Source organism: Escherichia sp. Marseille-Q3837 (genome assembly GCF_916618735.1).
Lineage (GTDB): Bacteria > Pseudomonadota > Gammaproteobacteria > Enterobacterales > Enterobacteriaceae > Escherichia > Escherichia ruysiae.
In genome coordinates, this window is the sequence record NZ_CAKAKC010000001.1 from 711,744 (window position 1) to 738,672 (window position 26,929).

Here is a 26,929-nt window from a genome sequence, read left to right on the forward strand (position 1 = left end):
CTGAAAACTATTAATTAATTTCGCGAGTCAGATATTCACCTGAAGAGCCAAAATCATTAATTGTATTATATTTTATTTGCGAAGCACTGTTCACACCTGCAGGCAAATTGATATTCAAAGACCCTTTTGCTGGCACCATACCGGACTTTTCAATTTCGTGTCCGTTAATAAATACATCACTGAACGTGATGTTAAAAACAGTTGGATTGTCAACTTTTATCTGTTTACCGTTTCGCGTAAAACGTAGTTCTCCTGGCGAAGATTTAATATCCCCTTTTAGACCTGCTGGGCGATAAAAAAGCTTGATGCGAGTACGAACTGCAATCTGCAAGACATTTTTCCCTTCATTTTCTTCATTTTGAGAAGGAATCGCTTTGACGTTTACCCAGTAAACAGATTCACGATCCTGAGGTAAGGAGGGATTCACATTTACGATACGTAAGATGTTGTTTTTTCCTGGCTCAAGTTTGAATAATGGCGGAGTAATGATGAATGGTGTTTTTTTACTACCCGTTGCATCATCAACCCATGACTGAATAAGAAATTCTTCTGATTTATTTTTGTTTTGTACGGTTAGCGATGCTTCTTTCTTATTACCGTCATAAATCACCCGAGTAGAACTAAGCCCAACCCCACTCGCTAGTGCAGACTGCGAAATTAACACCCAAAGAGTTAACGCAATGAATTTTTTTTTCATCATTCTATCCATGAACGTTGAACACAATTGGCGGAGAATTCATCTTCGCCAATTGTGAAACTAACTATTACTCGTAAGACAGATTGAAATCAACCTGAGCATTACCATAACCAGTAGTTACAGCAGCTAAAGTAGAAACATAGTTTGCGGTGAAATAAAGAACTGTCTGACCTTTTTTCAGGTCAGTGCTGGATTCACCACTATTCATCGCAACCAGGGTGTTGCTGTTATCATAAATACCGATACCTACGCCTTTCGCCGCGCCTGCTTCGGTGCTAACAGAGATAAGTTCAGGTTTATCGGTATCACCAACGCCACTAAAGCTGACTTTCGCCTTTTTCAAAGTGGTGATATCACAATCTTCCAGCTTGATTTCGAAAGGTTTTGATGGTGATTTATCACCGACTGCAGCAAATACAGATTTTTGCACCTGACCCAGTACAACTTCCTGATTCTGAGAATCAACTGACAGTACGCAAGCTGCGTCGACGATTTCACCTGTAAATTTCACAGTGCCATCACCGGAATCCGCTGCAAATACGGAACCAGAAGTTAACGCCAGTGCTGACAAGGCAAAAACAACCTTTTTCATGAATAACTCCATTTATATAGATAAATATGCTTAATGTTGTTCACACAACGGGGCGCAGATTATACAAATGGCACTAAAAAATAAAATTATTTTTACTAAATATTATTTTTTAAAATAAAAGGGAATGTATATTAAATTCAGCATATTATAAAAAACAACATCAATATGGAAATATACTTTCGGAAAATATTCATATTAATATTTTATATAAACAGAGTAATACATCCACAGAAAGAATGCATTGTTCTATTTATACTCTGAAATAGGAAAAGGGAGAAACTCACGTCCCTCCCCTTCATTTTCTTACAATGATATTTTTAGACGTGAACCTCGCGCAACACCTTCTGCCCTGGCTGGCGAATAGTCGTAGAAAGTGCAAGAGACAGAATCAGCAGGGCGAAAATCACGTAGAAGGTCACATAGAAACCACCAAACAGTGAGGCGATAATCGAGCCGCAAATGCTGCCGATACCGAAACCGAGGTAAATTACACCGTAGTTTTTCGCCAGATTATTAAGTCCAAAGAACTCGCTGACCAGTGACGGGAACACCGTGATTGTGCCGCCGAAGTTAAACGCCACGCAGGCAATCGCCGCGAAGAACGTTAACGCATTGAGTGGAGCGAACAGCAGTGCCGCCATGCCCACCAGCGAAACCACCTGTCCAATGGTGATGACCCGAATACGGGAGATTTTGTCAGACAGAATACCCAGAACCAGACGACCAGAAAGGTTAGCAATTGAAATGACCGTCACTGCGTTGGCTGCGGAAATTGCATCAAGATGCGCCAGACTCTGCGCGATATCTTTCGCCACCCCAATAACATACAGACCACTCATGCAGGCAGTCAGGAACATTACCGCCAGCATCCAGTATTGCGGTTTACGCATCGACTCTGCCAGGGTGAAATCATTTTCCACCACGCCATTATGGGTTTTGACTTCCTGTTTCGGCGCATCTTTCATTAAGGTCGCGCCAAAAACAATCATCACCAGCGCAATCGCGCCCCAAATTATAAAGGTTTTTTCCAGACCGACCGTTTCCAGCAGTTGCGTATCGATAAATTTGAACCCCAGGCTACCCAGGCCATAGGAACCAATGGCGAATGCGGAGATCAAACCTTTACGTTCCGGGAACCACTTCACGCAGTTAGAGAGCGTCAGCAAGTAACCCGCGCCATCTGCCAGACCGACCAGCACACCGGCACTCAGCCACAGCATCATCAGGTTGTTGGAATGCGCGGTCAGGAAGAAGCCTAATCCCAGCAAAATACCGGAAGCCATAGTGACGCGTTTAACGCCAAAACGTTCCTGTAATTTTCCCGCGACAGAAGACGAAATTGCCAGTCCCAGACTCAACAGGCCAAAGGAGAAAGCCACCTGGCTTACCGGTGCATCCAGTTTGGCGGAAAGTGCACCGTTAAACAGGCTCCAGGTATAAACCGAACCCAGGGCGAACTGGGTAATAATAGTACCGATAAGCGTCAGCCAGCGCGTACGTTGATAGTTGGAAGGTGTCATGGCAGTGTTCCTGCATTAATAAAAAGGAAAGGTCTCTGCCGACAACCATATCGAAGTGCACTTTATGCCAGGGGAAAAACGGCATGAAATGCCATCAGAACGGAATGAAATGCCTTAGTTCAGGAATGAATGACGTGACAAATATTCACCACAATAATAATTGTGTCAGTTAGTACCCACTATCAACACAATGATTGTTATACGCGGGTTCAAATTGTAAATGACAAGTTAAAATCTGGCACTAACGCCCATGCTATACAAATAATCATTATTATTGTTGCTGTTTTCTGCCTGAGATAACGCGGCATAAGCGGCAATATTTGGATTAAGCAACATATCGGCGCCCACAGTCACATCAAGCCAGTTGCCGTTCTGATTTGTCGCCGTCATGCGGCTCAGGCCTGATTGAGCCTTCCAGATATTCTCACCAAATTGCTGGTTATAGCTGATTTGCGCCCAGGGACGAAAATCACCAAGCCGGGAATCAACACGCCAGCCTAATGTACTGACGCTGGCATGCCATAACGGATCGGTCAACGTTGCAGTGCTGTCGCCAAACTCGTTATACATCGAAATGGTCGTACCATCATAATGCAATGCGGCGACTGGGCCTGTTGTAACATGTTCATATAAAGGGAAATTCCAGCCCATACTCATACTGCTGGTCACATCGGCAGGCGTATCCTCCGCCAGATTGACTTCCAGTCCCAGCGCCCTTTGGCTACTTTGAATACGTTGCGACAAAATATCGTTGTAATCAGGTTGGTGATCACTATCCCAGGTATAACGCTCCGTAGTATGCCCAGGCTGCGTATCAACGATATATTCTTGTTGCCAGGCATAAGCTGTGTTGAGAAAAAGAGAACTGATTACAACGCTCGCCAGCAAACTTAACGTCCAGTGGCCACCGCATTTTTTTATGATCATTAACACGACTCCAGAAAAGAGCCGAATTCGGCAATATTATTGTCATTGTATGAAGGATATCGGGCATAGTAGCCCTGTATTAAATATTGACTTTTTCACCGATGCGTCAAGAAAAGCGGCTGAAATTTTTACGGTCTGGTATATAGCGAGGGAAAGTATGGAACGTTGCGGCTGGGTGAGTCAGGACCCACTTTATATTGCCTACCACGATAATGAGTGGGGCGTGCCTGAAACCGACAGTAAAAAACTGTTCGAAATGATCTGCCTTGAAGGACAACAGGCTGGGTTATCCTGGATTACCGTCCTCAAAAAACGTGAAAATTATCGCGCTTGTTTTCATCAGTTTGATCCCGTCAAGGTCGCGGCAATGCAGGAAGACGATATCGAAAGACTGGTACAGGATACCGGGATTATCCGCCATCGTGGAAAAATCCAGGCCATTATCGGCAATGCGCGCGCTTACCTGCAAATGGAGCAAAACGGCGAACCGTTTGCCGACTTTGTCTGGTCGTTCGTAAACCACCAGCCACAAGTGACACAAGCCAGAACATTGAGCGAAATCCCTACTTCAACGCCCGCCTCCGACGCGCTCTCCAAGGCTCTGAAAAAACGCGGCTTTAAGTTTGTTGGCACGACAATTTGTTACTCCTTTATGCAGGCATGTGGGCTGGTGAATGATCATGTGGTTAGCTGCTGTTGCCATCCGGGGAACAAATCATGATTCGGGAAGCACTGCTTTCGGAACTGCCCGCGATTCTGGAGTTATGGCTGGAAAGCACAAGCTGGGGACATCCCTTTATAGAAACAAGCTATTGGCGTGACTGCATTCCGCTGGTGCGTGATGCATATCTAGCCAACGCGCAAAACTGGGTGTGGGAAGACAATGGTGAATTTCTCGGTTTTGTCAGCATTATGGAGGGCCGGTTTCTGGCAGCGATGTTTGTCGCACCGAAGGCCATCAGACGCGGCATTGGTAAGGCGCTGATGCAACATGTACAGCAGCGCCATCCCCATTTGTTGCTGGAGGTTTATCAAAAAAACCAACCGGCGATAGATTTTTACCATGCGCAGGGGTTTCATATTGTCGACTGCGCATGGCAGGAGGAAACCCAACTCCCTACCTGGATTATGGATTGGCAGGCGGATCAAACGCCGTAAGCGACAGCTCCGGGCCATTATATTTTTCCAGCCATGCCAGCGCCGTGTTACCCGCACAGCCATTCCCCAGCCGCGAGCTGGGAAGGTCTTTAGTTAGCACGTTAACCGCACCATTTTTACAAATGCCGCCAGCAGATAAATCAAGATCTGGCCACGCGCCTTCGTGAATACAAATCACGCCAGGTTTAATACCTTCGCTAATGACGGCTCCGGCAAGGATTTGTCCGCGCGAGTTCCACACCCGAACTGTATCGCCATCTTGTATACCCCGCGCCCGCGCATCTTCTGGGTGAATGGTGACAGGTTCACGATTTGCCACCGCATACAATTCGCGCAAGGAACTGTAATTCAGCTGACTGTGCAGACGATGTGCCGGGTGAGCAGAAAGTATCTGCAACTGTTCCGGTTCTGCATTGCCCTGCCATTCGTCCGGCTCCAGCCACATTGGATGCCCTGGGCAATCCGGATAAGCGTAATCGGCAATACGCTGTGAGAAGATTTCAATCTTGCCGCTGGCGGTTTTTAACGGATACGCCTGCGGATCGCGGCAAAAATCAGCGAAGCGAATAAACCGCTCGCTGTCCGGGTTTTCCGGCATCTCAATTAACTGGTTGGCTTGCCAGAACTCAGTAAATGGTGGCAATTGTATCTGCTGACTTGCCCCACGCTGCCGGGCGACGTTATAAAACGTTTCCAGCCATTGCAACTCACTTTTCCCTTCTGTAAATCGCGCGTAGCCGCCCTTTTCCCACCGTTCGCTTAATTCAGCAAAAACATCAAAATCATTACGTGCTTCACCACGCGGTGGCACCACTTGTTTCATCGGCACCAGATGCTGATTGCTGTAATCGCCGGTCATGGTGAGATCATTACGCTCAAACGACGTGGTCGCAGGGAGAACGATATCAGCGTGTTTTGCCGCCGCCGTCCAGAAGCATTCGGAGATCACCACCAGCTCTGGTTTTTGCCAGGCGTGAATCAGACGATTGGTATCCTGATGGTGGGTAAAGTTGGCACCGCCCGCCCACCAGATAAAACGAATATCCGGGAAATGTCGGTTCATACCGTTGTGTTGATATGCGCCACCAGGGTTTTCCAGTGCTTCAACAATGCGGGCAACAGGGATTTTATCCACCGCATCGGTGCCGCCGGGCAAACTACTTTGCATGGAAGAGAGCACCGCAGCGCGGCGGGTCGGATTGCCGCCATTGGCAAAATGGTAAGAAAGGCCAAAGCCGCCGCCGGGTGTGCCGATTTGCCCCAACATTGCCGCCAGCGTGACGATCATCCAGTGTTTTTGCTCACCAAACTGTTGGCGCTGCATTCCCCATCCCGCCATCAGCATCGTAGTGTTTTGGTGGAAAATAGCCGCCAGCTCGCGGATTTTCGCTGCGCCAACACCACAAATCCCTGCCGCCCATTCGGCGGTTTTCGCTATTCCGTCGCTCTCGCCCAGCAAATAAGAGGCGAAGACGTCATAACCTGTGGTGCAACGCGTCAGAAACGCTTCGTCGTGCCAGCCATTTTCCACCAGCGTATGGGCGATCCCTAGCATCAGCGCAGCATCGGTGCCCATGTGCGGTGCCACCCACTCCATTTTATCGCCAAAGAAATCGACGGTTTCCGATCGCATTGGATCAATGCAGATCAGCTTTTTCCCGCTGTCACGCAGTGCGGAAAAGTAAGAAAGCCCCTGCTCATCAGATGCATTCCACGCAATTTTCAGCGTATTGAGTGGGTTAGCACTCCATAGCACCACGACATCGCTATGTTCCAGCACCAGTGGCCAACTGGTTTGCTGTTGATAAACTTCGCTGCCACCCACGACATACGGCATGATCGCCTGTGCCGCACCGGTCGAATAATCCCCCAGATGCCCGGTATAACCGCCTGCCAGCGCCATATAGCGTTGTAATAATGTCGAGGCCTTATGCAGCACGCCGTTTGAACGCCAGCCGTAGGAACCAGCAAAAATCGATGCCGGACCATAAACCTCACGAATGCGTTTATGTTGTTGGTGAATAAGATCCAGCGCCTCATCCCAACTCACGCGAACAAATTCATCCTGCCCACGAATGCCTTGCGGGTTTTCTGGTGACGCGAGAAAGCCTTTGCGCACCATTGGAAATCGTACCCGCGTATTGCTGTGAACCTGGTCGCGAACCGCGCTCTGCAAGGAGTTTTCCAGCTCTGTCGCTAACGCGCCACGCGAGCTAAAAACTGTTTCACCGTCGGTTTCAACCAGCATGGGTCCCCAGTGGGCGGCAGTCAGAACGGAATAACGTGAGGATGAATTGGCCAAACCGAAGGCTCCTGAAAGGTTAGATGTATTGGGCAGTTAAATATTACTTACAAATTTCCGAGTATTCCCAGGAATAATCTTCATGTTCACACGGCATAATCTCCCGCCACGGCACCCGTGAACAAGAATAAAAAGGTTATTAAGGATTAACAATGAAGAAACGTGTTTATCTTATTGCTGCCGTCGTGAGCGGCGCTCTGGCGGTATCTGGCTGTACAACTAACCCTTACACCGGCGAACGTGAAGCAGGCAAATCTGCTATCGGCGCAGGTCTGGGCTCTCTCGTTGGCGCGGGTATTGGCGCGCTCTCTTCTTCGAAGAAAGATCGCGGTAAAGGCGCGCTGATTGGCGCAGCAGCAGGCGCGGCACTGGGCGGTGGCGTGGGTTATTACATGGATGTACAGGAAGCGAAGCTGCGTGACAAAATGCGCGGCACCGGCGTTAGCGTAACCCGCAGCGGGGACAACATTATCCTTAACATGCCGAACAATGTGACCTTTGACAGCAGCAGCGCGACCCTTAAACCGGCCGGTGCTAACACGCTGACTGGCGTGGCAATGGTGCTGAAAGAGTACCCAAAAACGGCAGTTAACGTGATTGGTTATACCGACAGCACGGGTGGTCACGACCTGAACATGCGTCTCTCCCAGCAGCGTGCGGATTCCGTTGCCAGCGCGTTGATCACCCAGGGTGTGGACGCCAGCCGCATCCGTACTCAGGGTCTTGGCCCGGCTAATCCGATCGCCAGCAACAGCACCGCTGAAGGTAAGGCGCAAAACCGCCGTGTAGAAATCACTTTAAGCCCGCTCTAATCCCTTTCATGCCGGGTGATGCAGAAATCACCTGGCATTCTTCAGTTTTCCTTCATCATATTTCAGGCTAAGGTGATCGCCTTATCAGTGAATGGAGAGAAGAATGAAGCCGTCCGTTATCCTCTACAAAGCCTTACCTGATGATCTACTGCAACGCCTGCAAGAGCATTTCACCGTTCACCAGGTAGCAGACCTTAATCCACAAACCATTGAACAAAACGCGGCGATTTTTGCCGAAGCTGAAGGTTTACTGGGTTCAAACGAGAATGTTGATGCCGCATTACTGGAAAAAATGCCAAAACTGCGTGCCACTTCAACTGTCTCCGTCGGCTATGACAATTTCGACGTCGATGCGCTTAACGCTCGAAAAATCCTGCTGATGCATACGCCAACCGTGTTAACGGAAACCGTCGCCGATACGCTGATGGCGCTGGTGCTGTGTACAGCGCGTCGGATTGTGGAAGTGGCGGAACGCGTAAAAGCTGGCGAATGGACCGCCAATATCGGCCCGGACTGGTACGGCGTTGACGTTCACCATAAAACACTGGGCATTGTCGGGATGGGACGGATCGGCATGGCCCTGGCACAGCGCGCGCACTTTGGCTTCAATATGCCAATTCTCTATAACGCGCGCCGCCACCATAAAGAAGCAGAGGAACGCTTTAACGCCCGCTACTGCGATCTGGATACGCTGTTACAAGAATCAGATTTCGTTTGCCTGATCCTGCCGCTAACTGAAGAAACTCATCACCTGTTTGGCGCAGAACAATTCGCCAAAATGAAATCCTCCGCCATTTTCATTAATGCAGGGCGTGGGCCGGTAGTTGACGAAAATGCACTGATTGCGGCGTTGCAGAAAGGGGAAATTCACGCCGCTGGTCTGGATGTCTTCGAACAAGAGCCATTGCCAGTAGATTCGCCGTTGCTCTCAATGACAAATGTCGTTGCAGTACCACATATTGGTTCAGCCACCCATGAGACGCGTTATGGCATGGCTGCCTGTGCCGTGGATAATTTGATTAATGCGTTGCAGGGGAAGGTTGAGAAGAACTGTGTGAATCCGCACGTCGCGGACTAAGCCGCGACTGCGTGGAGAAAAGCCCGATAACCGTTCGGGCTTTTACTCTTTATTGGGTTGCAGTGACTGCCGTGGTCCAGGCCTGATTAAACGCCTGATGCTGTGCCGGTAATGGCGCAATCAGTTTGTTATATTCACTCGCCTGCTGTGAAGTCGGGAACTGGATGCCATTCGCGACAAAGCTCACCTGAGTACCTTGTTGAGCGATGTAGTCCCCCACCATCACCAGTTGCTGCGTGAACGTTTGAGCCGCAGGAATCAGCGGTTGCAACGCATCAGCTGGGGTCGTCACTACTTTAGTGAATGCCTGATCAAAGACCGGTTTCAGGTCATCGGTCTGTTTTAGCGCAGAGTGCGCAGCATCGGCCTGCAACTTCGCATTTTGCAATTGTTGCGCCAGTACGCCAAGAGATCCGTTCATTTCACGCAGTGGACCACTTTGCGTGACGTAATCCTGTGGTACGCGAATCGCGTTAACGCTGTCTACAACCGGACGCAGACCGGAATCCATCGCCTGATTAACCTGTTGGGAATAGCCATACAGGATCGCGTAATCAGAGACAAAAGGACCAAACTGTTTTTTCTGATCGGCAGTCAGGGTTGGTAGACGTTCACCGCTACGCATCACTGTATTCTGCAGGAAGTCGATAAACGCTTTACGCTGATCGCCTTCTTTATCAAAACACCCACTCAGGCTAACTACCATTAATAACGCCGCAAGAGGCGCAAACCAGCGAGAGCAGGACTTTCCTGTCGCCATTTTCTTACTCCTTTCACCCAAAAAAAGCGCACAACGACACACGCGTGTCTGACGCTGACAAGGATAGTCCAGGACAGGCTTACAGGATACCCTTTATGCATAATCTTCCTGGGAAAATGATGTAGAAAATGAAGAAGAGTTAATTTGTTGTTTTATTGTTAAAAACAGACATTGCTATTGCGTTTTTGTGGTCAGCTCATCCCTTCTCTTGGTAGGCCAAATTTTCGGAATCTTTACAATCCCAGGACGCTGAGAAATATTTCGGCATTAATCATATCGTTAGACGACTATAAGTCACGGCAACTTAGTAGCTGAATCGAATCATACTTAAATCACTCACGGGTTTCTCCCCGCTGTGTCTGCTTTTCCCGACTATTCTTAATGAGCTTCGATGAAATTCACGATCCCGCAGTGTGATTTGAGGAGTTTTCAATGGAATATAAAGATCCAATGCATGAGCTGTTGAGTAGCCTGGAACAAATTGTTTTTAAAGATGAAACGCAAAAGATTACCCTGACGCACAGAACAACGCCTTGTACCGAAATCGAGCAATTACGTAAAGGGACAGGGTTAAAAATTGATGATTTCGCCCGGGTTTTGGGCGTATCAGTAGCCATGGTGAAAGAATGGGAGTCCAGACGCGTAAAGCCTTCCAGTGCCGAACTAAAATTGATGCGCCTGATCCAGGCCAACCCAGCATTAAGTAAACAGTTGATGGAATAGACTTTTATCCACTGTATTGATGTTTACGGTCCTGATGACAGGACCGTTTTCCGACCAATTAATCATAAATATGGAAAATAATTGTTGCATCACCATTCAATGCGTGGCTTAATGCACATCAACGGTTTGACGTACAGACCATTAAAGCAGTGTAGTAAGGCAAGTCCCTTCAAGAGTTATCGTTGATACCCCTCGTAGTGCACATTCCTTTAACGCTTCAAAATCTGTAAAGCACGCCATATCGCCGAAAGGCACACTTAATTATTAAAGGTAATACACTATGTCCGGTAAAATGACTGGTATCGTAAAATGGTTCAACGCTGACAAAGGCTTCGGCTTCATCACTCCTGACGATGGCTCTAAAGACGTGTTCGTACACTTCTCTGCTATCCAGAACGATGGTTACAAATCTCTGGACGAAGGTCAGAAAGTGTCCTTCACCATCGAAAGCGGCGCTAAAGGCCCGGCAGCTGGTAACGTAACCAGCCTGTAATCTCTGCTTAAAAGCACAGAATCTAAGATCCCTGCCAATTGGCGGGGATTTTTTTATTTGTTATTTCAGGAAATAAATAATCGATCGCGTAATACAATCTATTATTATTTTTATAAAGAATAAATTTGGGTGCAATGAGAATGCGCAACGCCGTAAGAAAGGCGGGAATAATTTCCCGCCAAAGACTCTTACTCTTTCAAATTGCAGGCTAAAAATGCCGCCAGCTCATAGCTTCCCTGTTTAATATGCAATTCACACAGTGAATCTCTTATCATCCAGGTGAAAAATAAAAGCGTGAAACAAATCACTATTAAAGAAAGCAATCTATATTTCTGCGGCATTCCCAGCCTCCTGTGTTGATTTCCAACGAGTAAGAGGCTAACCTTATGGTGTTCAGGCATAGGGCAGCCTCACTTTGATTTATAGTCAGGTGGGGCTTTTCTCTGTCTGCCTTTTGGTGAATACCTGAGACAAACAGTCTCAAGCACCCAGACTTATTTTAGCGTAATAACCTCTTTTCCTCTCCTTAATAAATTCCGAAAAAATATCATAAAATTAATATATGAGATGATTTTTATTCAGCAGAAGATTATTAAAGGTAGCTGTATTATTTAGTGAAAAAAAAGTCTGCCATCTGGCAGACTTTTTAATAAAGGAGTTATTACTGCAGTAAAGAAATATCCGCTACACGCAGGAATAATTCGCGCAGTTTTTCCAGCATGGTCAGACGGTTGATACGTAGTTCTTTGTCATCGACCATTACCATCACTTTATCGAAGAAGGCATCAACCGGTTCACGCAACTCAGCCAGTTCGACCAGCGCATCCTGATAACGACCTTCTGCGAAGTACGGCTCCAGCTTGTCGCGCAATACAACTACCTGCATCGCCAGTTTAATTTCTTCCGGCTCTTTCAGGGTGGAGGCATTCACGCGATCGCTCAGCACTTCGTCTGATTTCGCCAGAATGTTAGATACACGCTTGTTCGCCGCCGCCAGTGCTGCCGCTGCTTCCAGGGTACGGAAGTGCGATACCGCCTTCATGCGGGCATCAAAATCTGCCGGACGAGTCGGACGACGCGCCAGTACCGCCTGGATGGTGTCGACGGTGTAACCTTCGTCCTGATACCAGGCGCGGAAGCGACCGAGCATAAAGTCGATAACGTCATCCACCACATTGGCGTTAGTCAGCTTATCACCGTACAAGCGCACAGCTTCTTCGGTCAGCGTTTGCAGATCAAGATTGAGGTTCTTCTCAACGATAATACGCAGCACGCCCAGCGCCGCACGACGCAGCGCAAACGGGTCTTTATCACCTTTCGGATGCTGACCAATACCGAAGATGCCCGCCAGGGTATCCATCTTGTCAGCAATCGCCAGCGCACAGGCTACCGGGTTAGACGGCAGGGAATCACCGGCAAAGCGCGGTTGATACTGCTCGTTCAGCGCCACCGCGACATCTTCCGCTTCACCATCATGACGCGCGTAGTGCATACCCATAACGCCCTGGGTGTCGGTGAACTCAAAGACCATGTTGGTCATCAGGTCACACTTGGACAGCAGCCCAGCACGAGTTGCGTGGTTAACGTCAGCGCCAATCTGTTCAGCGATCCAGCCAGCCAGAGCCTGAATGCGGTCAGTTTTATCGCGCAGCGTCCCCAGCTGTTGCTGGAACAGCACGGTTTGCAGGCGCGGCAGGTTATCTTCAAGACGTTTTTTACGGTCGGTGTTGAAGAAGAACTCGGCATCAGCCAGACGTGGACGAACGACTTTCTCGTTACCAGAGATAATTTGCTGCGGATCTTTCGACTCAATGTTGGCAACGAAGATAAAGTTCGGCAGCAGTTTGCCGTCGTTCGCATACACCGGGAAGTATTTCTGGTCACCTTTCATGGTATAAACCAGTGCTTCAGACGGCACAGCGAGGAATTTCTCTTCGAATTTCGCGGTCAGAACAACCGGCCATTCAACCAGCGAAGCCACTTCTTCCAGAAGGCTTTCGCTTAAGTCAGCATTACCGCCAATCTTACGCGCCGCTTCTTCAGCATCGGCTTTAATCTTCGCCTTACGCTCTTCGTAATCGGCGATGACTTTCCCGCGCTCGCGCAGAATTTCCGGATACTGATCGGCATTGTCGATGGTAATTTCCGGCTCACCCATAAAGCGATGTCCACGAATTACGCGATCGGACTGAATACCCAGAATGGTTGCCGGAATGACTTTATCGCCCAGCAGCAAAGTTACGGTGTGCACCGGACGCACGAAGTGCACGTCAGACGCGCCCCAGCGCATCAGTTTCGGGATCGGTAGTTTCGCCAGCGAAGTGGCTACCATGTTCGGAACAAGTGCCTCGGTGCTTTCGCCCTTCACATGAGCGCGATACAGTAGCCATTCGCCTTTGTCAGTAGTCAGACGCTCGGCCTGGTCAACGGAGATCCCGCAACCACGCGCCCAGCCTTCTGCTGCTTTACTCGGTTTGCCTTCGGCGTCGAAAGCCTGGGCAATCGCCGGGCCGCGTTTTTCGATTTCACGGTCAGGCTGGGCTTCCGCCAGGTTAGCCACTTTCAGCGCCAGACGACGCGGAGCCGCAAACCATTGAACGGTGCCGTGTGCGAGGCCAGCGTTATCCAGCTCCGCAGTAAAGTTCGCAGCAAAGGACTCAGCCAGGCTGCGCAGTGCTTTTGGTGGCAGCTCTTCAGTGCCGATTTCCACCAGAAAAGTTTTCTCAGACATAGCCGCCTCTTACTTATCTTTGTTGCACATCGGGAAGCCGAGGGCTTCACGGGAAGCGTAGTATGCTTCTGCCACTGCTTTGGTCAGGGTGCGAATGCGCAAAATATAACGCTGACGCTCAGTGACGGAGATGGCTTTACGCGCATCCAGCAGGTTGAAGCTGTGGGCGGCTTTCAGAATACGCTCGTAGGCAGGCAGCGGCAGCGGATTTTCCAGCGCCAGTAGCTGCTGCGCTTCTTTCTCGTACTGCTCGAAGCAGGTGAACAGGAAGTCCACGTCCGCGTATTCGAAGTTATAAGTGGACTGCTCCACTTCGTTCTGATGGAACACGTCGCCATAAGTGGTTTTACCCAGCGGGCCGTCGCTCCAGACCAGGTCGTAAACGCTGTCTACGCCCTGAATGTACATCGCCAGACGTTCCAGACCATAGGTGATCTCGCCGGTAACCGGTTTACACTCCAGACCACCAACCTGCTGGAAGTAAGTGAACTGCGTCACTTCCATGCCGTTCAGCCACACTTCCCAGCCCAGCCCCCAGGCACCCAGCGTCGGGTTTTCCCAGTTATCTTCCACGAAACGAATATCGTGGATAGTCGGGTCCATGCCCAGCTCTTTTAGAGAACCGAGGTACAGCTCCTGGATATTGTCCGGCGATGGCTTAATCACCACCTGGAACTGATAGTAATGCTGTAAGCGGTTGGGGTTTTCGCCGTAGCGACCATCGGTCGGGCGACGAGAAGGCTGGACATAAGCAGCCGCCATCGGTTCTGGCCCCAGCGCGCGCAGACAGGTCATTGGGTGAGAGGTTCCCGCGCCGACTTCCATGTCCAATGGTTGAACAATGGTGCAGCCCTGGCGAGCCCAGTAATCCTGTAAGGTCAGGATCAAGCCCTGGAAGGTCCTGGTATCAAACTTTTGCATATTATTTCGTGCTGGATACGTGTGGATTTAAAGGAAGGGATCAGTATACCCGCTGGATGGAAGATATACAGTACGAAACGGGAAAAAGCAGGGCTTAACGCATGGAAAGATGCAAAAAATGGCCATCCGCGTCAAAAGAACAGACAAAGTGCTCTTTCCGAAAGGTATAGCCGCGCATTTCGTAACTCCCCTGGAACTGTTCAAATGCGGTGACGTCGATTTTTTGCTCGCCGGTGTTATAACGTTTTGCTGCCTGATCCTTGCATAAGGCTTCCATATTCAACGAACGCAGCGGATCAACTTTTACCCGTTGTGCTTTCTGTACGGGTGGCGTTGTTGAGCATCCTACTAACACCATAAGCGCCATTACCGGAAAGAAAGAGTTCATCATCATTAAATTACCGTCTGGTTTGCAGGTGAGTCTTATTATTTATATCGGTATAGTGGCTGATATCTTACGAATTTCCTCAAGCCTCTATAAGCTGTAGTGATAAAACTCAGATTATTCCAGTGCACCAACCGAATGATTTATCAGTCAGACTTTTTTTAACCAGATACAGAGACACAGATGCAGCCCAAAATTTACTGGATTGATAACCTGCGAGGGATAGCGTGTTTAATGGTGGTGATGATTCACACCACTACCTGGTATGTGACCAATGCCCATAGTGTTAGCCCTATCACCTGGGATATCGCGAATATTCTAAATTCTGCCTCTCGTGTCAGCGTACCGCTATTTTTCATGATTTCCGGCTATCTCTTTTTTGGCGAACGCAGCGCCCAGCCGCGCAATTTCTTGCGCATCGTCTTATGCCTGCTGTTTTATAGCGCAGTTGCGCTGCTCTACATTGCACTGTTTACTTCCATCAATGTGGAGATATCGCTGAAAAACCTGCTACAAAAGCCGGTGTTTTATCACTTATGGTTTTTCTTCGCGATTGCGGTGATTTATCTGGTTTCGCCGCTGATTCAGGTAAAGCACGTCGGCGGTAAAATGTTGTTGGTGCTAATGGTGGTGATTGGCATCATCGCCAACCCAAACACAGTGCCACAGAAGATCGACGGTTTTGAATGGCTACCAATTAACTTATATATCAATGGCGATACTTTTTACTACATCCTGTATGGCATGTTGGGCCGCGCCATTGGGATGATGGACACGCAACACAAGCCACTGTCGTGGATGAGCGCCGCACTGTTTATCGCCGGGGTATTTATTATCTCTCGCGGGACATTATATGAATTACAGTGGCGCGGAAACTTTGCTGATACCTGGTATCTTTACTGTGGGCCGATAGTTTTTATTTGCGCAATTGCGTTACTGACTCTGGTAAAAAATACACTGGATACGCGCACTATTAGCGGACTTGGGCTGATATCCCGTCATTCTCTGGGTATATACGGGTTCCACGCGTTGATTATCCATGCACTGCGCACCAGTGGTATTGAGCTTAAAAACTGGCCAATACTGGATATTATTTGGATCTTTTGCGCGACGCTGGCAGCAAGCTTGTTGCTTTCTGTACTGGTACAACGAATCGATAAAAACAGATTAGTAAGTTAAGTAAAAGCCCGGTCACACTGGACTGACCGGGCTTACGTAGATTATTCGCTATATTCTTCCTGCGCAGCCATCGTTTCTTTTGGTGCGTTGATCCCAGCATCACGGATATTTTTCTGCACCGCTACTGCACCAAACAAGCTTAAAAAGAAGGCCAGACCATAGAAGCCTTTTTCGCTGAGTAATAACGTCGCATTCCACAGACCTACCATCAGTAATGCAACAGAGATAATAAACACAGTCAGGCAGGTCATATAATAAATGGAGGTGGTCGGTATGCCTTCATAGACTGGCCCCCTGAATCTCCAGACAACCAATATCACTTATTTAAGTGATAGTCTTAATACTAGTTTTTAGACTAGTCATTGGAGAGCAGATGATTGATGTCTTAGGACCGGAGAAACGCAGACGGCGTACTACACAGGAAAAGATCGCTATTGTTCAGCAGAGTTTTGAACCGGGAATGACAGTCTCCCTTGTTGCCCGGCAACACGGTGTGGCAGCCAGCCAGTTATTTCTCTGGCGCAAGCAATACCAGGAGGGAAGTCTTACTGCTGTGGCCGCAGGAGAACAGGTCGTTCCTGCCTCTGAACTTGCAGCCGCCATGAAGCAGATTAAAGAACTCCAGCGCCTGCTCGGCAAAAAAACGATGGAAAATGAACTCCTTAAAGAAGCCGTTGAATACGGGCGTGCAAAAAAGTGGATAGCGCACGCGCCCTTATTGCCCGGGGATGGGGAGTAAGCTTAGTCAGCCGTTGTCTCCGGGTGTCGCGTGCGCAGTTGCACGTCATTCTCAGACGAACCGATGACTGGAAAGATGGTCGCCGCAGCCGTCACTCAGATGATACGGATGTGCTTCTCCGTATACACCATGTTATCGGAGAGCTGCCCACATATGGTTATCGTCGGGTATGGGCGCTGCTTCGCAGACAGGCCGAACTTGATGGTATGCCTGCGATCAATGCCAAACGTATTTACCGGATCATGCGCCAGAATGCGCTGTTGCTTGAGCGAAAACCCGCTGTACCGCCATCGAAACGGGCACATACCGGCAGAGTGGCTGTGAAAGAAAGTAATCAGCGATGGTGCTCTGACGGGTTCGAGTTCCGCTGTGATAACGGAGAAAAACTGCGAGTCACGTTCGCGCTGGACTGCTGTGACCGTGAGGCACTGCACTGGGCGGTCACTACGGGCGGCTTCAACAGTGAAACAGTACAGGACGTCATGCTGGGAGCGGTGGAACGCCGTTTCGGCAACGAGCTTCCGGCGTCTCCAGTAGAGTGGCTGACGGATAATGGTTCATGCTACCGGGCTAATGAAACACGGCAGTTTGCCCGGATGTTGGGGCTTGAACCGAAGAACACGGCGGTGCGGAGTCCGGAGAGTAACGGCATAGCAGAGAGCTTCGTGAAAACGATAAAGCGTGACTACATCAGTGTCATGCCCAAACCAGACGGGTTAACGGCAGCAAAGAACCTTGCAGAGGCATTCGAGCATTATAACGAATGGCATCCGCATAGTGCACTGGGTTATCGCTCGCCACGGGAATATCTACGGCAGCAAGCCAGTAATGGGTTAAGTGATAACAGGTGTCTGGAAATATAGGGGCAAATCCACTTCATACTTGTCCCGAACGGTCTTTTGATAAGACGCTGCAGAAAACAGTCCTAATACCAGTACGGCAAAATAATATCCTTTTTCATTTAACTGCATCTCTGCATTCCATAGCCCTAACAGATAGGTAACGATACCACCAACGAGAGCTATCCATGACACAATACTGAATGCCGGAGAATAGGTTGATATTTTGTTTTCCATCACTGACTTCCTTTCATTCCTGAAGCTTAAGAGCTTTATGCCGAGCGAAATACTCGCATTTGACCAAACAAGCAGACAAAAAAGGCGATGGGGTAGATCACCATTTCATAAGCATTGATAGGTGCGTTTAAAACACCGATAAACAAGAGACCGATGGTGATTAACGCTACCAACTGGCAGATGCGGATAAACAAATCATCCAGTTGCCCAAGTTTTTCTGCGCGCAGATATGCATAGTTACCAAAAGTCCCCGTCATTAACACGCCAAGAAAATAGCCTTTACCACTTAACAATGGACATGAGATCCATAATCCAATCAGATAAACCAGCGCCCCGACCACAAATAATAGTTTTGCTACAGTCTTTGAGGTTTTCATAACGATCTCCATATCTACCTGCGATACATTACGAGTAACCAACGAAAGACAAAACTGAAAAATGCCATTAACAAATGATTTTCAGAATAAATTCATATAAAAAATTAATATATTCTAAATATATATAGATGGAGATTATCCCCCGCCACATAAGGCAGGGGGAAATATTATGCCATTAGCGGCAGAAGTTGCTGATAGAGGCGACGGAACGTTTCACGTCGTGGCTGATAAGCGGTATAACGCTGCGCATCCGGCAGATGCGACTGTTCTAAAGGAAGTTGCGGCAACAACTCAATGAGAGATTTATCTGGATTTACCGCAATCTGTGCCAGTCTTGCTGCGCCTAATGCTGGCCCCACATCCCCCCCCGTGCGGTAATTCAGTTGCTGACCGCTAATATCCGCCAGCATCTGACGCCAGTACTCGCTACGCGCTCCGCCACCAATCAGTGTAATGCTTTGCGGTTGAATGCCACAGGCATGTACGACATCCATGCCATCCGCCAACGCATACCCCACGCCTTCCAGTACCGCGCGAGCCAGTTCTGCGGGGCCGTGTTGATGGGTCAGACCGAAGAAAACGCCCTTTGCCTGTGGATTATTGTGCGGCGTGCGCTCGCCGGAAAGATAAGGCAAAAACCAGACAGGATCGACATTCTCATCGGCCTGCTGAGCTGCGGCAATTAAAGCGGGGACATCGCTCAGACCGGTTAATTTCGTCGCCCAGTCCAGACACGACGCCGCACTCAGCATCACAGACATTAAATGCCAACGCTCAGGTAAAGCATGGCAAAAGCTGTGTACGGCACTTTCCGGCTTACTTAGGAAACCTTCGCTCACCGCAAAATAAACGCCTGAAGTCCCCAGCGATAACATTGCCTGGTTGGCATCAACCATACCCACACCAACCGCGCCAGCCGCATTATCGCCGCCGCCCGCAACAACCGGCACTGCATTCATTCCCCACGCTTTTGCAACCTCAGGTAGCAAAGTGCCGGTAATTTCGCTGCCTTCGTATAATGCTGGCATCTGATCTCGAGATAACTGGCAAGCCTCCAGCATAACATCGCTCCAGTCACGCTTTGCGACATCCAGCCACATGGTGCCGGCTGCATCAGACATATCACTGGCGAATTCTCCCGTCATCCGCAGACGCAAATAATCTTTCGGCAATAATACTTTGTCTACCTGAAGGAATATCTCTGGCTCGTTTCGCTGAATCCACAGTAATTTAGGCGCGGTAAATCCGGGCATCATCAGGTTGCCTGTAATATTCCGCGACTGCGGAACTCGCGCTTCCAGCAAAGCACACTCCTCCGCGCAGCGCCCGTCGTTCCACAAAATGGCGGGACGTAGCACCCGCTGCTGAGCATCAAGTAAAGTAGCACCATGCATTTGCCCGGCAATACCCAATGCTTTAACGTCTCGCAGAGAATGCTGTTCACCCAGGATTTTCATCGCGCGACCAGTCGCCAGCCACCACTGTTCCGGATCTTGCTCCGACCAGAGTGGATGCGGACGCGAAACGGTTAGTTTTTCCGTTTGCGAAGCGACCACTTCACCTTGCTCGTTGAGCAAAATAACTTTTACGCCCGATGTGCCAAGATCTATCCCGATATACATAGCGATTGTTCCTTAAAAAAATGCCCGGTATCGCTACCGATAACCGGGCTTGCGGACTGCACAATTAGCCGTTATTTGTCGAACAGATAATGATTTACCAGATTTTCCAGTTGCTCCTGGCGTCCACTCTGATGCACCGGCGCCAGATTGTTGTCCTGAGCATATTTTGCTAAATCAGCCAATGACATTTGACCTTTCAGGATTTGCTGACCCAGTTCACTATTCCAGCCGGAATAACGTTGTGCTACGCGTTTATCCAGTTCGCCGTCTTCAATCATGCGGGCTGCAATTTTCAGTGACAGCGCCATCGTATCCATCGCCCCAATATGACCGTAGAACAGATCGTATTTATCAGTGCTCTGACGACGTACTTTGGCATCAAAGTTCAGACCACCGGTCGTGAAACCACCTGCTTTGAGAATTTCATACATTACCAGCGCGTTCTCTTCCACGCTGTTCGGGAACTGGTCAGTATCCCAGCCCAGTTGCGCGTCGCCACGGTTAGCATCGACAGAACCGAACAGACCAAGCGCAATGGCTGTGGCAATTTCATGGTGGAAAGAGTGCCCCGCAAGCGTCGCGTGGTTCGCTTCAATATTCAGTTTAATCTCTTTTTCCAGGCCAAACTGTTTCAGGAAGCCGTAAACCGTTGCGGCATCGTAATCATATTGATGTTTGGTCGGTTCTTGCGGTTTCGGTTCGATAAGCAGCGTGCCCTGGAAACCGATTTTATGTTTATGCTCAACCACCATCTGCATAAAACGACCAAGCTGTTCGCGCTCCTGACGAAGATCGGTATTCAACAGAGTTTCATAACCTTCACGACCGCCCCACAGCACATAGTTTTCACCACCCAGTTTATGCGTTGCTTCCATCGCGGTAACAACTTGTGTAGCTGCCCAGCTAAAGACTTCGGGATCTGGATTCGTCGCCGCGCCTGCGCCATAGCGAGGGTTAGTAAAGCAGTTGGCTGTTCCCCACAGCAGTTTCACGCCGCTCTCTTCTTGCTTGCCAGCCAGCACATCGACCATTTGCGCAAAGTTATTGATGTACTCTTTTAACGATGAGCCTTCCGGGGAAACATCCACGTCATGGAAGCAATAAAACGGCACATGTAGTTTGTGGAAAAACTCGAATGCGACATCGGCTTTACGCTTCGCCAGCGCGAGGGCTTCGCCAGGCTGCTGCCACGGACGATTAAACGCGCCCACGCCAAACATGTCCGCCCCGTTCCAGCAGAAGGTGTGCCAGTAGCAGGCGGCAAAACGCAAGTGGTCTTCCATACGCTTGCCCAACACCAGTTCGTCGGGGTTGTAATGACGGAATGCTAACGGGTTAGAGGATTTCGGACCTTCATAACGAACGCGATCGAGCTGGTCAAAATAGGCTTGCATAATGAACTCCATAATCAGGTAATGCCGCGTGTGATGGATGATGTCGTAATATTGGGCACTCCCTTTCAGTTGCTCAATTATGTTATTTCACACTGCTATTGAGATAATTCACAAGTGTGCGCTCGCTCGCAAAAATAATATGGAATGATGAAACCGGGTGATTTCTCGAATAGAAAAATGCAACAAGTACAATTAATCAACAAAAGTAAGATCTCTGTCATAAATCAAGAAATAAACCAAAAATCGTAATCGAAAGATAAAAATCTGTAATTGTTTTCCCCTGTTTAGTTGCTAAAAATTGGTTACGTTTATCGCGGTGATTGTTACTTTTTTAAGCTGTCCTCTAACAACAGAAGGCCTCTGAATCATGAAAATAAAGAACATTTTACTCACCCTTTGCACCTCACTTCTGCTTACTAACGTCGCGGCGCACGCCAAAGAAGTAAAAATAGGAATGGCGATTGATGATCTCCGTCTTGAACGCTGGCAAAAGGATCGGGATATCTTTGTTAAAAAAGCAGAATCTCTCGGTGCAAAAGTATTTGTACAATCTGCGAATGGCAATGAAGAAACCCAAATGTCGCAGATTGAAAACATGATTAACCGGGGCGTCGACGTTCTTGTCATTATTCCGTATAACGGTCAGGTATTAAGTAACGTTGTAAAAGAAGCCAAACAAGAAGGTATAAAAGTATTAGCTTACGACCGCATGATTAATGATGCAGATATCGATTTTTATATTTCTTTCGATAATGAAAAAGTCGGCGAACTGCAAGCAAAAGCCCTGGTTGATATCGTCCCACAAGGAAATTATTTCCTGATGGGTGGCTCCCCGGTCGATAACAACGCCAAGCTATTCCGCGCCGGGCAAATGAAAGTATTAAAACCTTATGTTGACTCAGGAAAAATTAAAGTCGTTGGCGACCAATGGGTTGATGGCTGGTTACCAGAAAATGCGCTGAAAATTATGGAAAATGCGCTAACTGCCAACAATAACAAAATTGATGCGGTTGTTGCCTCAAACGATGCTACCGCTGGCGGGGCGATTCAGGCATTAAGTGCTCAAGGTTTATCAGGCAAAGTGGCAATTTCCGGCCAGGATGCGGATCTCGCGGGCATAAAACGTATTGCTGCCGGTACGCAAACTATGACGGTGTATAAACCCATTACGTTGTTGGCAAATACTGCCGCAGAAATTGCCGTTGAGTTGGGCAATGGTCAGGAACCAAAAGCAGATACCACACTGAATAATGGTCTGAAAGATGTTCCATCCCGCCTGCTGACACCAATCGATGTTAATAAAAACAACATCAAAGATACGGTAATTAAAGACGGTTTCCACAAAGAGAGCGAGCTTTAAGCATCACGCCCCGGCGCTGACCGGGGCGTGATTTCTCTCCATGCCGCGTGAACTGATTGGCTTAGGTGGAGTCGTTATGTCTTATCTACTTGAAATGAAGAACATTACCAAAACCTTCGGCACCGTGAAGGCGATAGATAACGTCAGCTTGCGGCTAAACGCTGGCGAAATCGTCTCACTCTGTGGGGAAAATGGGTCTGGTAAATCAACGCTGATGAAAGTGCTGTGTGGAATTTATCCTCATGGCTCCTACGAAGGCGAAATTATTTTTGCTGGCGAAGAGATTCAGGCAAGTCACATCCGCGATACCGAACGCAAAGGCATCGCCATCATTCACCAGGAATTAGCCCTGGTGAAAGAATTGACCGTGTTGGAAAATATCTTCCTGGGTAACGAAATAACCCATAATGGCATTATGGATTATGACCAGATGACGCTACGCTGCCAGAAGCTATTAGCACAGGTCAGTTTATCCATTTCACCCGATACCCGCGTTGGCGATTTAGGGCTTGGGCAACAACAACTGGTTGAAATTGCCAAGGCGCTAAATAAGCAGGTGCGTTTATTAATTCTCGATGAACCGACAGCCTCATTAACCGAGCTGGAAACCACGGTTTTACTGGATATTATTCGCGATCTGCAACAACACGGTATCGCCTGTATCTATATTTCGCACAAACTCAACGAAGTTAAAGCAATTTCCGATACGATTTGCGTTATTCGCGACGGTCAGCATATAGGAACACGTGATGCAGCCGGAATGAGCGAAGACGATATTATCACTATGATGGTAGGGCGAGAATTAACGGCACTTTACCCTAACGAACCGCATATCACGGGTGATGAAATATTACGTATTGAACACTTGACGGCATGGCATCCAGTTAATCGCCATATTAAACGGGTTAACGATGTCTCTTTTTCTCTGAAACGCGGTGAAATACTGGGTATTGCCGGACTGGTCGGCGCCGGGCGTACCGAAACCATTCAATGCCTGTTTGGCGTTTGGCCCGGACAGTGGGAAGGGAAAATCTATATTGACGGCAAACAGGTGGATATTCGCAACTGCCAGCAAGCGATCGCCCAGGGTATTGCGATGGTGCCAGAAGACAGAAAGCGCGATGGCATCGTTCCGGTAATGGCAGTTGGTAAAAATATTACCCTCGCCGCACTCAATAAATTTACCGGAGGGATCAGCCAGCTTGATGATGCCGCAGAGCAAAAATGTATTCTGGAATCCATCCAGCAACTCAAAGTTAAAACGTCGTCCCCCGACCTTGCTATTGGACGTTTGAGCGGCGGCAATCAGCAAAAAGCGATCCTCGCTCGCTGTCTATTACTTAACCCGCGCATTCTTATTCTTGATGAACCCACCAGGGGTATCGATATTGGCGCGAAATACGAGATCTACAAATTAATTAACCAACTCGTCCAGCAAGGTATTGCCGTTATTGTCATCTCTTCTGAACTACCTGAAGTACTCGGCCTTAGCGATCGTGTGCTGGTGATGCATGAAGGAAAACTAAAAGCCAACCTGATAAATCATAACCTGACTCAGGAGCAGGTGATGGAAGCCGCATTGAGGAGCGAACATCATGTCGAAAAGCAATCCGTCTGAAGTGAAATTAGCCGTACCGACATCCGGTGGCTTTTCTTGGCTTAAGTCACTGAATTTACAGGTCTTCGTGATGATTGCAGCGATCATCGCAATCATGCTGTTCTTTACCTGGACCACCGATGGCGCCTACTTAAGCGCCCGTAACGTTTCCAACCTGCTGCGCCAGACCGCAATTACCGGCATTCTCGCGGTAGGTATGGTGTTCGTCATAATTTCTGCTGAAATCGACCTCTCGGTCGGCTCCATGATGGGGCTATTAGGCGGGGTCGCCGCTATCTGCGACGTTTGGTTGGGCTGGCCGCTGCCGCTCACTATCATTGTGACATTGGTTCTGGGGCTGCTTCTCGGAGCGTGGAATGGGTGGTGGGTCGCGTACCGCAAAGTCCCGTCATTTATTGTCACCCTGGCAGGCATGTTGGCATTTCGCGGCATCCTTATTGGTATCACCAACGGCACGACCGTTTCCCCCACCAGCGCCGCGATGTCACAAATTGGGCAAAGCTATCTACCAGCAAGTACCGGTTTCATCATCGGCGCGCTTGGTTTAATGGCTTTTGTCGGCTGGCAATGGCGCGGAAGAATGCGCCGTCAGGCTTTGGGTTTGCAGTCTCCGGCATCTACAGCGGTGGTCGGTCGCCAGGCATTAACGGCTATTATTGTTTTAGGTGCAATCTGGCTGCTAAATGATTACCGTGGCGTTCCTACTCCTGTTCTACTGCTGACGTTGCTGTTACTCGGTGGAATGTTTATGGCAACACGGACAGCTTTTGGGCGACGCATTTACGCTATTGGCGGTAATCTGGAAGCGGCACGGCTATCCGGGATTAACGTTGAACGAACAAAACTTGCTGTGTTTGCTATCAACGGTTTGATGGTAGCCATCGCCGGGTTAATTCTTAGTTCTCGACTTGGCGCTGGTTCACCTTCTGCGGGGAATATCGCCGAGCTGGACGCAATTGCAGCATGCGTGATTGGTGGTACTAGTCTGGCAGGCGGTGTGGGAAGTGTTGCCGGAGCAGTAATGGGGGCATTCATCATGGCTTCACTAGATAACGGTATGAGTATGATGGATGTACCGACCTTCTGGCAGTATATCGTCAAAGGTGCGATTCTGTTGCTGGCAGTATGGATGGACTCCGCAACCAAACGCCGTTCCTGACTTTGATAAAAATTTTCTCAAAGCCGGTAACGTATTACCGGTTTTGAGTTTTTACATGATTCAGCAGGAAAAGAACCATGTTTACTAAACGTCATCGCATCACGTTGCTGTTCAATGCTAATAAAGCCTATGACCGTCAAGTAGTAGAAGGTGTAGGGGAATATTTACAGGCGTCGCAATCGGAATGGGATATTTTCATTGAAGAAGATTTCCGCGCCCGCATTGATAAAATCAAGGACTGGTTAGGAGATGGCGTCATCGCCGACTTCGACGATAAACAAATCGAGCAAGCATTGGCTGATGTCAACGTCCCTATTGTTGGCGTTGGTGGCTCGTATCACCTGGCAGAAAGCTATCCGCCCGTACATTACATTGCCACCGATAACTACGCGCTGGTTGAAAGCGCATTTTTGCATTTAAAAGAGAAAGGCGTTAACCGCTTTGCTTTTTATGGTCTGCCAGAGCCGAGCGGCAAACGCTGGGCCGCCGAACGCGAGTATGCCTTTCGCCAGCTTGTGGCTGAAGAGAAGTACCGAGGTGTGGTTTATCAGGGGCTGGAAACCGCACCAGAGAACTGGCAACATGCGCAAAATCGGCTGGCAGACTGGCTGCAAACGCTGCCACCGCAAACAGGAATTATTGCCGTCACTGACGCCCGGGCGCGGCATATTCTGCAAGTATGCGAACATCTGCACATCCCCGTACCGGAAAAATTATGCGTGATTGGCATAGATAACGAAGAATTGACCCGCTATCTTTCGCGTGTCGCCCTCTCTTCTGTCGCCCAGGGCGCCCGACAAATGGGCTATCAGGCGGCAAAACTTTTGCATCGCTTATTAGATAAAGAAGAGATGCCGTTGCAGCGGATTTTGGTTCCGCCAGTCCGTGTCATCGAACGGCGTTCAACGGATTACCGTTCGCTGACCGATCCCGCCGTTATTCAGGCCATGCATTACATCCGCAATCATGCCTGCAAAGGAATTAAAGTGGATCAGGTTCTGGATGCGGTGGGCATATCGCGATCTAATCTTGAGAAACGGTTTAAAGAAGAAGTGGGTGAAACTATTCACGCCATGATTCATGCCGAAAAGCTGGAGAAAGCGCGCAGCCTGCTGATTTCTACTACCTTGTCGATCAATGAGATATCGCAAATGTGCGGTTATCCATCGCTGCAATACTTCTACTCTGTTTTTAAAAAAGCGTATGACACGACGCCAAAAGAGTATCGCGATGTAAATAGCGAGGTAATGCTGTAGCGGAAGGGGAAAATCCGCCTGGCAACATTTCGTGGTTGTCGGATGCGGCG

26 protein-coding genes and 2 pseudogenes are annotated in these 26,929 nt (G+C 48.8%); 13 read left to right on the plus strand and 15 right to left on the minus strand.

The genetic code is table 11. From position 1 onward, the window contains the following. Window positions 1-10: 10 nt before the first annotated feature. From lpfB to LG381_RS03375, 4 genes are all read right to left on the minus strand, one after another. The gene (lpfB, locus tag LG381_RS03360) at window positions 11-697 is read right to left on the minus strand and encodes a long polar fimbrial biogenesis chaperone LpfB (protein ID WP_000726213.1); all 687 of its coding nucleotides are present in this window, start codon (window positions 695-697) and stop codon (window positions 11-13) included. Between the two features lie 67 nt (window positions 698-764). After that, on the minus strand, window positions 765-1,289 hold the full coding sequence (gene lpfA, locus LG381_RS03365; protein WP_000758160.1) for a long polar fimbrial major subunit LpfA: 525 nt from the start codon (window positions 1,287-1,289) through the stop codon (window positions 765-767). A gap of 317 nt (window positions 1,290-1,606) precedes the next feature. After that, entirely contained in the window at window positions 1,607-2,809 is a 1,203-nt protein-coding gene (locus LG381_RS03370) for an MFS transporter (RefSeq protein WP_225762023.1), read from the minus strand. Window positions 2,810-3,037: 228 nt separating this feature from the next. Then, the gene (locus LG381_RS03375; protein ID WP_000584407.1) at window positions 3,038-3,736 is read right to left on the minus strand and encodes an autotransporter outer membrane beta-barrel domain-containing protein; all 699 of its coding nucleotides are present in this window, start codon (window positions 3,734-3,736) and stop codon (window positions 3,038-3,040) included. Between the two features lie 157 nt (window positions 3,737-3,893). Between LG381_RS03375 and tag the strand changes: the two genes are divergently transcribed. Both tag and LG381_RS03385 read left to right on the plus strand, forming a co-directional pair. Further along, window positions 3,894-4,457: a DNA-3-methyladenine glycosylase I gene (gene tag / locus LG381_RS03380; RefSeq protein ID WP_000438938.1), complete on the plus strand. Its 564-nt coding sequence runs from the start codon at window positions 3,894-3,896 to the stop codon at window positions 4,455-4,457. Continuing rightward, entirely contained in the window at window positions 4,454-4,894 is a 441-nt protein-coding gene (locus LG381_RS03385) for an N-acetyltransferase (RefSeq protein ID WP_000617459.1), read from the plus strand. The genes tag and LG381_RS03385 overlap by 4 nt, the downstream gene beginning before the upstream one ends. Here LG381_RS03385 and bisC read toward each other — a convergent pair. Continuing rightward, window positions 4,863-7,196 carry a biotin sulfoxide reductase gene (bisC, locus tag LG381_RS03390; protein WP_225762024.1) on the minus strand — a complete coding sequence of 778 codons (2,334 nt, stop codon included), beginning with the start codon at window positions 7,194-7,196 and terminating at the stop codon, window positions 4,863-4,865. The genes LG381_RS03385 and bisC overlap by 32 nt on opposite strands. 152 nt (window positions 7,197-7,348) lie before the next feature. Between bisC and LG381_RS03395 the strand changes: the two genes are divergently transcribed. Both LG381_RS03395 and ghrB read left to right on the plus strand, forming a co-directional pair. After that, the gene (locus LG381_RS03395) at window positions 7,349-8,008 is read left to right on the plus strand and encodes an OmpA family lipoprotein (protein ID WP_000747625.1); all 660 of its coding nucleotides are present in this window, start codon (window positions 7,349-7,351) and stop codon (window positions 8,006-8,008) included. Between the two features lie 103 nt (window positions 8,009-8,111). Beyond that, entirely contained in the window at window positions 8,112-9,086 is a 975-nt protein-coding gene (ghrB, locus tag LG381_RS03400) for a glyoxylate/hydroxypyruvate reductase GhrB (protein WP_000805001.1), read from the plus strand. A gap of 49 nt (window positions 9,087-9,135) precedes the next feature. Here ghrB and LG381_RS03405 read toward each other — a convergent pair whose 3' ends face one another. Beyond that, window positions 9,136-9,846, minus strand: a complete 711-nt coding sequence (locus LG381_RS03405) for a DUF3053 domain-containing protein (protein WP_000190517.1) — start codon at window positions 9,844-9,846, stop codon at window positions 9,136-9,138. Between the two features lie 432 nt (window positions 9,847-10,278). Between LG381_RS03405 and LG381_RS03410 the strand changes: the two genes are divergently transcribed. From LG381_RS03410 to LG381_RS03420, 3 genes are all read left to right on the plus strand, one after another. Continuing rightward, on the plus strand, window positions 10,279-10,569 hold the full coding sequence (locus tag LG381_RS03410; RefSeq protein WP_010344962.1) for an HTH-type transcriptional regulator: 291 nt from the start codon (window positions 10,279-10,281) through the stop codon (window positions 10,567-10,569). Window positions 10,570-10,849: 280 nt separating this feature from the next. Then, window positions 10,850-11,062: an RNA chaperone/antiterminator CspA gene (cspA, locus tag LG381_RS03415; RefSeq protein ID WP_000014594.1), complete on the plus strand. Its 213-nt coding sequence runs from the start codon at window positions 10,850-10,852 to the stop codon at window positions 11,060-11,062. A gap of 140 nt (window positions 11,063-11,202) precedes the next feature. Continuing rightward, window positions 11,203-11,274, plus strand: coding sequence for a hypothetical protein (locus LG381_RS03420; protein WP_212735822.1), 72 nt, complete (start codon window positions 11,203-11,205; stop codon window positions 11,272-11,274). Here the strand turns inward: LG381_RS03420 and hokA are convergent. The 4 genes from hokA to LG381_RS03440 form a co-directional block, all read right to left on the minus strand. Continuing rightward, the gene (gene hokA, locus LG381_RS03425) at window positions 11,251-11,403 is read right to left on the minus strand and encodes a type I toxin-antitoxin system toxin HokA (protein ID WP_001135738.1); all 153 of its coding nucleotides are present in this window, start codon (window positions 11,401-11,403) and stop codon (window positions 11,251-11,253) included. The two genes, LG381_RS03420 and hokA, sit on opposite strands and share 24 nt — an antisense overlap. Window positions 11,404-11,723: 320 nt before the next feature. Beyond that, window positions 11,724-13,793: a glycine--tRNA ligase subunit beta gene (gene glyS, locus LG381_RS03430; protein WP_021550005.1), complete on the minus strand. Its 2,070-nt coding sequence runs from the start codon at window positions 13,791-13,793 to the stop codon at window positions 11,724-11,726. A 9-nt stretch (window positions 13,794-13,802) separates the two neighbouring features. Further along, window positions 13,803-14,714 (minus strand): glycine--tRNA ligase subunit alpha, encoded by a 912-nt coding sequence (gene glyQ, locus LG381_RS03435; RefSeq protein ID WP_001168544.1) that lies wholly within the window; start codon window positions 14,712-14,714, stop codon window positions 13,803-13,805. 94 nt (window positions 14,715-14,808) lie between these two features. Next, window positions 14,809-15,108 carry a YsaB family lipoprotein gene (locus LG381_RS03440; RefSeq protein WP_000980163.1) on the minus strand — a complete coding sequence of 100 codons (300 nt, stop codon included), beginning with the start codon at window positions 15,106-15,108 and terminating at the stop codon, window positions 14,809-14,811. A gap of 174 nt (window positions 15,109-15,282) precedes the next feature. Between LG381_RS03440 and LG381_RS03445 the strand changes: the two genes are divergently transcribed. Further along, on the plus strand, window positions 15,283-16,278 hold the full coding sequence (locus LG381_RS03445; RefSeq protein ID WP_225762025.1) for an acyltransferase: 996 nt from the start codon (window positions 15,283-15,285) through the stop codon (window positions 16,276-16,278). A gap of 41 nt (window positions 16,279-16,319) precedes the next feature. Here the strand turns inward: LG381_RS03445 and LG381_RS03450 are convergent. After that, window positions 16,320-16,562, minus strand: a pseudogene (locus tag LG381_RS03450) (YiaA/YiaB family inner membrane protein); the annotation flags it as partial. An 89-nt stretch (window positions 16,563-16,651) separates the two neighbouring features. On the opposite strand from LG381_RS03450, the gene LG381_RS03455 reads away from it, so the two are divergent. Then, window positions 16,652-17,880 (plus strand): IS3 family transposase gene (locus tag LG381_RS03455; protein WP_085959875.1). Its coding sequence is split into 2 segments (ribosomal slippage): window positions 16,652-16,967 and window positions 16,967-17,880, totalling 1,230 coding nucleotides; the frame shifts between segments, so codons are not numbered across the junction. Between the two features lie 12 nt (window positions 17,881-17,892). Here LG381_RS03455 and LG381_RS03460 read toward each other — a convergent pair. The 4 genes and pseudogenes from LG381_RS03460 to xylA form a co-directional block, all read right to left on the minus strand. Further along, window positions 17,893-18,093, minus strand: a pseudogene (locus LG381_RS03460) (YiaA/YiaB family inner membrane protein); the annotation flags it as partial. 35 nt (window positions 18,094-18,128) lie between these two features. Beyond that, window positions 18,129-18,470: an inner membrane protein YiaB gene (gene yiaB, locus LG381_RS03465; protein WP_010344952.1), complete on the minus strand. Its 342-nt coding sequence runs from the start codon at window positions 18,468-18,470 to the stop codon at window positions 18,129-18,131. A gap of 167 nt (window positions 18,471-18,637) precedes the next feature. Continuing rightward, the gene (xylB, locus tag LG381_RS03470) at window positions 18,638-20,092 is read right to left on the minus strand and encodes a xylulokinase (protein ID WP_225762026.1); all 1,455 of its coding nucleotides are present in this window, start codon (window positions 20,090-20,092) and stop codon (window positions 18,638-18,640) included. Window positions 20,093-20,163: 71 nt separating this feature from the next. Further along, on the minus strand, window positions 20,164-21,486 hold the full coding sequence (xylA, locus tag LG381_RS03475) for a xylose isomerase (RefSeq protein ID WP_001149550.1): 1,323 nt from the start codon (window positions 21,484-21,486) through the stop codon (window positions 20,164-20,166). 367 nt (window positions 21,487-21,853) lie between these two features. Between xylA and xylF the strand changes: the two genes are divergently transcribed. From xylF to xylR, 4 genes are all read left to right on the plus strand, one after another. Beyond that, window positions 21,854-22,846: a D-xylose ABC transporter substrate-binding protein gene (xylF, locus tag LG381_RS03480; protein ID WP_000694881.1), complete on the plus strand. Its 993-nt coding sequence runs from the start codon at window positions 21,854-21,856 to the stop codon at window positions 22,844-22,846. Between the two features lie 76 nt (window positions 22,847-22,922). Further along, window positions 22,923-24,464: a D-xylose ABC transporter ATP-binding protein gene (xylG, locus tag LG381_RS03485; RefSeq protein ID WP_105280362.1), complete on the plus strand. Its 1,542-nt coding sequence runs from the start codon at window positions 22,923-22,925 to the stop codon at window positions 24,462-24,464. Next, a complete protein-coding gene (gene xylH, locus LG381_RS03490; RefSeq protein ID WP_000047001.1) occupies window positions 24,442-25,623 on the plus strand; it encodes a xylose ABC transporter permease XylH in 1,182 nt (393 codons plus the stop codon). The genes xylG and xylH overlap by 23 nt, the downstream gene beginning before the upstream one ends. A 77-nt stretch (window positions 25,624-25,700) precedes the next feature. Next, window positions 25,701-26,879 carry a D-xylose utilization transcriptional activator XylR gene (xylR, locus tag LG381_RS03495; RefSeq protein ID WP_000494491.1) on the plus strand — a complete coding sequence of 393 codons (1,179 nt, stop codon included), beginning with the start codon at window positions 25,701-25,703 and terminating at the stop codon, window positions 26,877-26,879. Window positions 26,880-26,929 lie beyond the last annotated feature (50 nt).

What these genes read in the sequence shown, in the direction of transcription:
- LG381_RS03395 (WP_000747625.1), top strand. Translation starts at nt 7,349, where the DNA reads ATGAAGAAACGTGTTTATCTTATTGCTGCCGTCGTGAGCGGCGCTCTG.
- LG381_RS03370 (WP_225762023.1), bottom strand. Translation starts at nt 2,809, where the DNA reads ATGACACCTTCCAACTATCAACGTACGCGCTGGCTGACGCTTATCGGT.
- glyQ (WP_001168544.1), bottom strand. Translation starts at nt 14,714, where the DNA reads ATGCAAAAGTTTGATACCAGGACCTTCCAGGGCTTGATCCTGACCTTA.
- xylH (WP_000047001.1), top strand. Translation starts at nt 24,442, where the DNA reads ATGTCGAAAAGCAATCCGTCTGAAGTGAAATTAGCCGTACCGACATCC.
- glyS (WP_021550005.1), bottom strand. Translation starts at nt 13,793, where the DNA reads ATGTCTGAGAAAACTTTTCTGGTGGAAATCGGCACTGAAGAGCTGCCA.
- lpfA (WP_000758160.1), bottom strand. Translation starts at nt 1,289, where the DNA reads ATGAAAAAGGTTGTTTTTGCCTTGTCAGCACTGGCGTTAACTTCTGGT.
- xylA (WP_001149550.1), bottom strand. Translation starts at nt 21,486, where the DNA reads ATGCAAGCCTATTTTGACCAGCTCGATCGCGTTCGTTATGAAGGTCCG.
- hokA (WP_001135738.1), bottom strand. Translation starts at nt 11,403, where the DNA reads ATGCCGCAGAAATATAGATTGCTTTCTTTAATAGTGATTTGTTTCACG.
- LG381_RS03375 (WP_000584407.1), bottom strand. Translation starts at nt 3,736, where the DNA reads ATGATCATAAAAAAATGCGGTGGCCACTGGACGTTAAGTTTGCTGGCG.
- cspA (WP_000014594.1), top strand. Translation starts at nt 10,850, where the DNA reads ATGTCCGGTAAAATGACTGGTATCGTAAAATGGTTCAACGCTGACAAA.
- ghrB (WP_000805001.1), top strand. Translation starts at nt 8,112, where the DNA reads ATGAAGCCGTCCGTTATCCTCTACAAAGCCTTACCTGATGATCTACTG.
- LG381_RS03445 (WP_225762025.1), top strand. Translation starts at nt 15,283, where the DNA reads ATGCAGCCCAAAATTTACTGGATTGATAACCTGCGAGGGATAGCGTGT.
- xylR (WP_000494491.1), top strand. Translation starts at nt 25,701, where the DNA reads ATGTTTACTAAACGTCATCGCATCACGTTGCTGTTCAATGCTAATAAA.
- LG381_RS03410 (WP_010344962.1), top strand. Translation starts at nt 10,279, where the DNA reads ATGGAATATAAAGATCCAATGCATGAGCTGTTGAGTAGCCTGGAACAA.
- tag (WP_000438938.1), top strand. Translation starts at nt 3,894, where the DNA reads ATGGAACGTTGCGGCTGGGTGAGTCAGGACCCACTTTATATTGCCTAC.
- xylF (WP_000694881.1), top strand. Translation starts at nt 21,854, where the DNA reads ATGAAAATAAAGAACATTTTACTCACCCTTTGCACCTCACTTCTGCTT.
- yiaB (WP_010344952.1), bottom strand. Translation starts at nt 18,470, where the DNA reads ATGAAAACCTCAAAGACTGTAGCAAAACTATTATTTGTGGTCGGGGCG.
- LG381_RS03405 (WP_000190517.1), bottom strand. Translation starts at nt 9,846, where the DNA reads ATGGCGACAGGAAAGTCCTGCTCTCGCTGGTTTGCGCCTCTTGCGGCG.
- LG381_RS03385 (WP_000617459.1), top strand. Translation starts at nt 4,454, where the DNA reads ATGATTCGGGAAGCACTGCTTTCGGAACTGCCCGCGATTCTGGAGTTA.
- xylB (WP_225762026.1), bottom strand. Translation starts at nt 20,092, where the DNA reads ATGTATATCGGGATAGATCTTGGCACATCGGGCGTAAAAGTTATTTTG.
- lpfB (WP_000726213.1), bottom strand. Translation starts at nt 697, where the DNA reads ATGAAAAAAAAATTCATTGCGTTAACTCTTTGGGTGTTAATTTCGCAG.
- xylG (WP_105280362.1), top strand. Translation starts at nt 22,923, where the DNA reads ATGTCTTATCTACTTGAAATGAAGAACATTACCAAAACCTTCGGCACC.
- LG381_RS03440 (WP_000980163.1), bottom strand. Translation starts at nt 15,108, where the DNA reads ATGATGATGAACTCTTTCTTTCCGGTAATGGCGCTTATGGTGTTAGTA.